The organism is Puia sp. (assembly GCF_036500295.1).
Classification (GTDB): domain Bacteria; phylum Bacteroidota; class Bacteroidia; order Chitinophagales; family Chitinophagaceae; genus Puia.
Map to the genome: position 1 here is coordinate 1 of NZ_DASYCH010000056.1, position 6,348 is coordinate 6,348.

At 54.9% G+C, this 6,348-nt stretch carries 3 protein-coding genes and 1 pseudogene; all 4 read left to right on the top strand.

The annotated features are described in order from the left end of the window. Positions 1–504 (top strand): annotated as a pseudogene (locus tag VGM48_RS11465) (hypothetical protein); the annotation flags it as partial. Positions 505–515: 11 nt separating this feature from the next. After that, entirely contained in the window at positions 516–2,357 is a 1,842-nt protein-coding gene (locus tag VGM48_RS11470; protein WP_331579152.1) for a RagB/SusD family nutrient uptake outer membrane protein, read from the top strand. Positions 2,358–2,388: 31 nt separating this feature from the next. Beyond that, positions 2,389–4,029: a polysaccharide lyase gene (locus tag VGM48_RS11475; protein WP_331579154.1), complete on the top strand. Its 1,641-nt coding sequence runs from the start codon at positions 2,389–2,391 to the stop codon at positions 4,027–4,029. 72 nt (positions 4,030–4,101) lie between these two features. Further along, positions 4,102–6,348, top strand: a 2,247-nt coding sequence (locus tag VGM48_RS11480) for a DUF6298 domain-containing protein (RefSeq protein WP_331579156.1), incomplete at its 3' end; no start/stop codon positions are given.

A 6,348-nucleotide genomic window follows, 5' to 3' on the forward strand; every position in this document is an offset into this window, starting at 1 on the left:
TATCTGAATAAGAAGCAAAACAATCACTACAGCCTGGGTCTTAACTGGAGCGTGAACTATGGATCGTTGAGCCTGAATGTGATCATGGGTGCATCCTGGGGCGGGTGGACGACCATTGACGGTTTAGTGCCTGGCAATAACAATGCTTCCTCCGGCTACTCGATAACGGATAACCGAGCTGCCTATTGGGCAGACCACTGGACGCCGGCAAATACCGGTGCGAAATACCCGGCGCCTTATTTCGTAAGCGATTATAAGTTGACGACCGATTTCTGGCTGGTGAGGGCTACGACGCTGAATATCTCCAATGCTACATTGAGCTATACGCTCCCCTCGGCATGGAGCAAAAAGGCGGGTATTGTCAGCTCGCGGTTCTATGTAGTGGCGACCAATCCCGTACAGTTCATCAATCCTTTCCCTAAACATTATCGGGATATGTCGACGTCGCTGTATACGTATCCGACGCTCAGGACGATCACGGCAGGTATAAATGTTGGATTTTAAATCAAGCAAACATGAAAAAAGCATCATCTATCATCATAATAGCAGCGATCGGTACCCTGGTATCCGCCGGCTGCAAGAAAGTATTGGATAAGCAGGACATCAGCAATTTTACGCCTTCACAGGTGTTCAATGATTCGACGGTGGCCAAGCTGGACATAGACTATATCTATAGCCAGAACCAGCCCGGCTGGTTTGGCAACTCGGGTGGAACGCTTGGTGGCTCCTATTCTTCTCTTACCGATGAGCAGTATGGGGACAACGCCTATGTAAAAGGCACGGTAACCAGTGAACTCGTTACGGATATCGGCACGCAGGCTACCAGCGGCAACTATTTTAAGATAAGGACCATTAATATGTTCATTCAGAACATGAATGCCGGGACGCTGGACCCGAGTGTCAAGAGGCATTTTAACGGGCAGGCCTTTTTCTGGCGCGCCTACCGGTATTTTGAGCTGGTGAAGCTTTATGGCGGCGTGCCGCTGGTGACTACACCGCTGGATGCCGTTGGTCCGGCTGCGAAGGCGGCCGCGAACCTGCCCAGGAACACGACGACCGAGACCTTTAATCAGATCGTGCGGGACCTGGACAGCGCAGTCGCCTATTGTCCGGTGTGGTGGGGTAACAATGCGGACTATGGCCGTATCACGGCGGGTGCCGCGCAAGCCTTTCTGGGGCGTGTGCTGCTGACCTGGGCGAGCCCGCAGTTCAATCCCGGTAATGACGTCACCAGGTGGCGGGCGGCATATGACGCCAATACGGCGGCCATCGCTACCCTTTCTGCCAATGGCTTTGGTCTTTATAAGAAGTGGGATTACACCATGTGGACGACGGAAGGCAGCGCCGGGGGCAGCACTCCGCGCAATCCCGAGGCCGTATGGGTGACGGAGTACAATACTACCGACGTGGACAATGACAGGAACAATGAGACCTATGATGCCGGCTCGAGACCGAAGTACCTTTCGACGAGCGGCGGATCCAATAACCCGACCTGGGAACTGGCCGCGTCGTTCCCGATGAAGGACGGCAAGGACACCCTGAGCAGCAGCTATCCCTACAGCCTGCAGACATTCTATGATAACAGGGACCCCCGTTTCTATGAGACCATTGCGTATAATGGCTGTGTCTGGGGGCTTAACGGTAATTCCACGTATCGTCTCTGGACCTATTACTATCCCAACACCAAGAGCAGTCCCACGAAGACGGCCAGCACGGAGTCTTCTGCCAGCAGCTCGGGATTTTACCTGCGCAAGGGAGTCGATCCGTCGCTGACCCTGGCCAATCTCACCTATGGGGGTACCGACTGGATCGAGATTCGGTACGCTGAAGTCCTGTTGAACCAGGCGGAGTGTGCGGCGGAGATAGGTAATCTGGGAGTTGCGCAGGAAGCCTATGCGAATCTTATCGCTATCCGTAAAAGGGCAGGGATCGACGCGGGCAGTGATAATCTTTATGGCCTGGCTGCCGGGATGAATCATGACCAGATGATCAACGCCATTATGCACGAGCGGCAAATCGAGCTGGCCTTCGAAGGAAAACGGTATTTCGACCTGCGGCGCCGCAAGCTGCTGGAGAGCACCTTGAACGGGAAGATGAGGAATAAGATGGTCGTTACGCTGAAGAACAATACCTCCTATACCGACTATCTTTTGAGCACGAGGGACGCGGCAGCCAATACGTCGCTGGACAACGTTTATTCGACCAACTTTACGGTGAGCGTACAGACCCTGGATACCTATCCGCTGGCGGTGCAGAGCGCCGACTATTTCTTCGGCATTCCGCTGGGCTCCTTGCAGAACAATGCGAACCTGCAGCAGAACAATACCTGGGGTGGTCCGTTTGATCCGTTGAAATAAGGAAGACTTTTTTGCAATGAAATATTTACAAATGAAGAATAGATTTTTTATGTTGGTGGCGCTGTCAAGCTCCCTTAGCATCGTAAAGCCCGCCGCGGCACAGTACCCTAAGATCCCGCATGATGTACAAGTGCAGTCCGACGAGTTGATCAAAGAGACCTATCGCCGTTCGGATTCTGCCTGGCAGGTGGCGTTGCCTATCGTCGACAATGATGCCAGGCATGGTAAGCCTTATATTCCCTGGGCGGCCCGGCCTACGGATCTTCCGCAATCTCCGATCCTTGCATTTCCGGGTGCGGAAGGGGGCGGCGCGCATAGTTTTGGCGGTCATGGCGGGAAAGTCCTTGTAGTCACGAGCCTGGCCGATAGCGGTCCCGGCACGCTTCGCTGGGCCTGTGAGCAGGGCGGCGCCCGGATCGTGGTTTTTAACGTGGCCGGGATCATCCATATCAACAGTCCCATTATCGTCCGCGCACCTTATATCTCGATCGAAGGGCAATCGGCTCCGGGGGATGGGGTCTGCGTTGCAGGGGAGTCATTCTGGGTGAACACGCATGACGTAATCATCCGGTATATGCGATTTCGCCGCGGCGAGACCAATGTAGGTCGGCGTGATGATGCGTTGGGGGGTAATCCAGTTGGAAACATCATGGTCGATCATGTCTCCACGAGTTGGGGGCTTGATGAGAATTTTTCCATGTACCGGCATATGTTCGATCCCGGTGATGGTTCCAAGGAAGAAAAGCTGGGTACGGTCAATATCACCATCGAAAACTGTATCTCCGCCGAATCGCTGGACACCTGGAACCACGCATTTGGCACCACCATGGGCGGAGAGAATTGCATGCTTGTGCGCAATCTCTGGGCGGATAATACCGGCCGCAATCCTTCGATCGGATGGAACGGCGTCTTTAATTTCGTGAACAATATCGTTTTTAACTGGCATCACCGCAGCATGGATGGGGGTGATTATACCAGTCTTTTCAATATCATCAATAACTATTTCAAACCGGGGCCCGTTACGCCAAAGGATGAAGCGGTGGGGCATCGGATCCTGAAACCGGAATCGGGCCGGAGCAAGCTCAAGTACCGGGTATTTGGAAGGGCCTATGTAAATGGCAATATCATGGATGGATATCCTGGGATCACGAAGGATAACTGGGCCGGCGGGGTGCAGGTCGATGAAGAGAAGGATGCGGGTAAGTATAAGGACTATATGAAGGTCGACAAGCCCTTCCCCATGCCCCCTGTAAAGATCATGCCGACGGAGGAAGCCTATCATTTCGTTCTGGCGAATGTGGGGGCTACCTTGCCGCATCGGGATGCGGTGGATGCCCGTATAGTGGAACAGGTACGTACCGGGAAGATCGCGTATAAAGAAGTGAATACGGACACGATGAGCCAGTTCAAAGTTCGTAAATTGCCGAAGGACTCCTATAAGATAGGCATCATCACCAATATCGTCGAGGTGGGTGGTTATCCGGATTATAAGGGCGCTCCCTACAAAGATTCAGACAAAGACGGGCTGCCCGATGACTGGGAAGTCAGGCATGGTCTTAATCCAAAGGACCCGAATGATTCTGCCCGTCCGGCTGCGGATGGCGGCGGATACTCGAATATCGAAGTCTACCTGAATACATCGGCCCTGAAAGGGGAGAAACCGGTAAAGTAAAATAAAATAAGATAAGACCGACTGCCTATGTACTGACACCGATCATTTGATTGATAAATTGATATAGAGTGTATGCGCTTCGACCCAAGATTTCGTCTGTCCTTACTGGTGGGGACTCTTTCCGCCGGCCTGTTAGTGTCCGTCTCTGTGATCGCCCAGAAAAAGGTAAAGGCGCCTGAGCCGCCTCCTCCTGTGGCGGCAGCGAAGGGTGGTCACCTGGTCTACGCTCCGGAAGTCAATGGGGACAGGATACCCGATTTTTCTTTTAGTGGCTATAAAGGCGGTGATGCGTCCATACCGGATGTGCCTGTGCGGGTTGTCGTTCCGTTAAAGCCTGGTGACGCAACGCTTCGGATCCAGGCCGCATTGGATCATGTCGCGTCCTTACCGGCCGACCGGCAGGGGATCCGTGGCGCCGTACTCCTGGAGAGCGGTCAATATGAAATTGGCGGGGGGCTTGTCATCCGTCAGTCGGGGGTCGTCCTCCGGGGCAGTGGGATGGGAGAAGGGGGCACCGTGCTCCTGGCCGCGGGTCATGATCGCCGGACCCTGATCCGGGTCGCGGGGAAAAATGACCGGGTAGTCGAAAAAGAGATCAATATTGCGGATAGTTATGTTCCTGTCAATGCAAGCCGTCTTCGACTGGCGGGGGGCAATTCCTTTAAGGCGGGAGACAGGATCCTCGTACATCGTCCTTCGACGGCGGGATGGATCCATCAACTGGGGATGGAGACGTTTGGGGGCGGGATCTCTGCGCTGGGCTGGAAGCCGGGGCAGCGGGATGTATTCTGGGACCGGACGGTCGTTGCAATCGATGGGGGGGAAGTCGTGTTGGATGCGCCGCTGACCACCGCGTTGGATACTGCTTTCGGCGGCGGACGCGTCGCCCGTTATCGATGGCCCGGCCGAATCGAAACCGTGGGCGTAGAGAATCTCGAATGCAGGTCGGAATATGATCCGAAAAATAGCAAAGATGAGGCGCATAGCTGGATGGCCATTACGCTGGAAAATGTTTCCGATGCCTGGGTGCGGCAGGTGGTAGTGCGGCATTTTGCCGGCTCAGCCGTTGCGGTACTCGAGACGGCCAACCGGGTAACGGTAGAAGATTGTAAATACCTGGCGCCCATCTCGGAGATAGGGGGCCAGCGCAGGAACGCTTTTTTTACTTCCGGCGGCCAGACGCTTTTTCAGCGTTTGTATTCCGAGTACGCCTTTCATGATTTTTCCGTCGGGTTTTGTGCTCCGGGTCCCAATGCCTTTGTCCAATGTCAGTCGAGTCATCCCTATAGTCTAAGCGGTGCGATCGATAGCTGGGCTTCCGGCATTCTTTTCGATGTGGTGAACATCGATGCGCAGGTACTGAGTTATGGCAACCGGGAACAGGATGGGCAGGGAGCGGGATGGTGTGCGGCCAACAGTGTTTTCTGGAACTGTACGGCGGCCCGGATCAATTGTTACCGTCCGCCTGGCGCCCAAAACTGGGCATTTGGTTCCTGGGCGCAGTTTGGCGGTGACGGATACTGGGGCGAGTCCAATTCGACCATCCAGCCCCGCAGTTTTTATTATGCCCAGCTTGCGGAACGGCTTGGCGCTTCTGTTGCGGCGAGGGGCCAGGTGCTTCCGATGGAGACCGAGGCGTCGAGCAGTCCCACGGTGAAGCAGGCGGCGGATCTTATCGCGCTTTCCAAAAAACCGCGGGTACAGATGACCGAATGGATCGATCAGGCGGCGGAAAGAAACCCTATACCTGTTTCGGCGGATGGGGCGAGTACGATCGATAAGATCGGTTATAAGGCGCCGGAAGCCGGAGCGCCAACGGTCCGGCGATTGGCCGAACCCATGCGGGTGGTGAATGGCTGGCTGGTGAGGGGGAAAATGGTATTGGCGGGTCGTCGCGATTATGAGCCGTGGTGGACGGGTACGGTAAGGCCCTACGGCGTCGCGGAGGCCAAACCTGCCATAACGCGTTGGGTGCCGGGCCGAACCGGTACCGGTCTGACCGATGACCTGGATGCGTTGACGGACACGATGGAGCGCCGTCATATCATCGCCATGGATCACAACTATGGACTCTGGTACGATCGCCGCCGGGATGACCATGAACGGATCCGCCGGATGGATGGAGATGTCTGGCCTCCCTTTTATGAGCTGCCCTATGCGCGCAGCGGGCGTGATACCGCCTGGGATGGTCTTAGTAAATATGATCTGACAAAATTTAATAGCTGGTATTGGGACCGGTTGCGGCGGATGGCCGATCTTGCCGATGAGAAAGGGCTGGTATTGATCCATCAGAATTATTTCCAGCACAATATCATCGAG

Coding starts and splice junctions, on each gene's coding strand:
- VGM48_RS11475 (WP_331579154.1), top strand. CDS start 2,389: ATGAAGAATAGATTTTTTATGTTGGTGGCGCTGTCAAGCTCCCTTAGC.
- VGM48_RS11470 (WP_331579152.1), top strand. CDS start 516: ATGAAAAAAGCATCATCTATCATCATAATAGCAGCGATCGGTACCCTG.